At 42.1% G+C, this 1,623-nt stretch carries 3 protein-coding genes and 1 pseudogene; 2 read left to right on the top strand and 2 right to left on the bottom strand.

What is annotated here, in order from left to right; all coding sequences use genetic code 11:
• Window positions 1-179, top strand: a pseudogene (locus tag BZG77_RS15095) (IS3 family transposase); the annotation flags it as partial.
• Here the strand turns inward: BZG77_RS15095 and BZG77_RS14525 are convergent.
• A complete protein-coding gene (locus BZG77_RS14525; RefSeq protein ID WP_077647752.1) occupies window positions 152-466 on the bottom strand; it encodes a hypothetical protein in 315 nt (104 codons plus the stop codon). The pseudogene BZG77_RS15095 and the gene BZG77_RS14525 sit on opposite strands and share 28 nt — an antisense overlap.
• A gap of 228 nt (window positions 467-694) precedes the next feature.
• Between BZG77_RS14525 and BZG77_RS14520 the strand changes: the two genes are divergently transcribed.
• A complete protein-coding gene (locus BZG77_RS14520) occupies window positions 695-1,177 on the top strand; it encodes an AbiTii domain-containing protein (protein ID WP_077647751.1) in 483 nt (160 codons plus the stop codon).
• A 12-nt stretch (window positions 1,178-1,189) separates the two neighbouring features.
• Here BZG77_RS14520 and BZG77_RS14865 read toward each other — a convergent pair.
• A partial coding sequence (locus tag BZG77_RS14865; RefSeq protein ID WP_158011454.1) for a hypothetical protein occupies window positions 1,190-1,623 on the bottom strand: 434 nt, incomplete at its 5' end.

Genomic DNA, 1,623 nt, shown 5'->3' with positions numbered 1-1,623 from the left:
CAGAATGGGTGCCGACTTATGGTTACCGTTCATTTTCGCAGGCTCAAGCGCATATACTGAAATATTTAATCGGGTATTACAGCCAACTTAGGCCACATCAGCATAATAGCGGTATGAGTCCGAACGTGGCAGAGGAAAAATACTGGATTAACTATAAACTGGTGGCCAGTTTTTCTTGACCACTACAGAAGAAGTTTTGCTCTTCTGAAAGCTTAATCTGCTTGGCTGACTGCTCCGAACGATGCGCCAGTGCAATCAGGCCAATGATGGAAAGCGTTGCAGCCAGTAACCGGATAGGCACTTTAAAAAACTCAAGCAAGTTGTTAAAACACGTTGCGGTAAAGCACCAAGATAAGCCTGTGTAGTGGACAATCGCTCCTGTCGTCCCCAAGGTAAGGAGTCCCCCAAGAATTAAAACAGCCCTAAACACGGGAAGTTTGGTGACGGGAAGGTCAGGGTTAAACATATTGGCTATCCATCCGGCTGAAAAACAATAGTTTAATGATGCTTGGCCACAAAGTCATGCCTCAGTCGTCGCAGTTTCATGTATGGCTTAAATCTACGGAGCAACGCTCAAAAAGCGGAACAGCTACGCAGTGTTTTGCGACGCACTCGTCAACCGTCAGATGTGAGTTTTGATCCGGCGCTGAGGTTTGCTATTACCTATAAGCAAACCACACGAGGAGGCAAAAGGATGAGCCCAACTTCAGCGCTGATTGAGCTACAACGTGAGGCCACGAGCGAGCGGGCATCGCTGGTGGCGGTGATGGAAAAAGCGTATGACTATGCGGTTGAGAATGATCTGCATGAACTTGAAACATGGTTATACAACGAGCTAAACGGCTACCCTGACACCACCATCACGCCCTGGTATCGGCGGCTAAGTGGAACACTGCTTGCCGAAATGTCGTTTAGCGGCTGGCACCCTATTGAGGGAGAAGGCGATGACTTTAAGCGCCACGTCACCACATTTACCTGCCGGTTACCCATTGCAGAGATTGTCACCTACCATGAGTGCAAGCACCCTATATGGCTTCCATTTACCAGTGATGAGAAGGAGTTCTTGAGTGAGACGGTAGGGATAGGTATCAGCTACGGCGTATTTTTAGGAGGAGATCAATTAAAGCCCTTGATAAATCAGGCAAATAAAAAACTACTTCTTTTGTTTTATATTTAGGTTTTTCTATTTTTATTCAAGTTTTTTTTCTATTTTTTCTATTGCCTTATCAATTTCTAACTTTGTTTTATTTGAATCATACTTTTCTTCTATGTCAATATCGAGGATGATATCGCTTACGTCATCATCAGAGAGAGGGTTAAATTGTGAGAGGGTACGATAAATTAGCGTAGTATGATTAATTTCTGTCAAAATGGTTTTTAATGATTTTTCTTGGTCTGAACCCTCTATTGACTCTAGGTCTTTCTTTACCTCTGGCACGATAATTTTAGCTATAGGTATGCTTTCCATTAGAGTGTTCTTCACTATTTCTATTTCTTCTGTTTCTTCTATTAAAATTAGTAATCCTTTGTTTTTGTTATTTTCAATACATAAAGATATTCTTTTGAGTAAAGATAAAAGTATGAACTCTTTACCACTGTAAAACTCCAATATGTCCAATATGT

It is taken from the genome of Salinivibrio sp. IB643, assembly GCF_001996105.1.
Classification (GTDB): Bacteria; Pseudomonadota; Gammaproteobacteria; order Enterobacterales; family Vibrionaceae; genus Salinivibrio; species Salinivibrio costicola.
Note: the sequence above shows the minus strand (reverse complement) of the source record. Positions and strands in the feature narration are given on the sequence as shown.

Excerpts from the sequence above, each read along its gene's own strand:
- BZG77_RS14525 (WP_077647752.1), bottom strand. The coding sequence starts at position 466 with ATGTTTAACCCTGACCTTCCCGTCACCAAACTTCCCGTGTTTAGGGCT.
- BZG77_RS14520 (WP_077647751.1), top strand. The coding sequence starts at position 695 with ATGAGCCCAACTTCAGCGCTGATTGAGCTACAACGTGAGGCCACGAGC.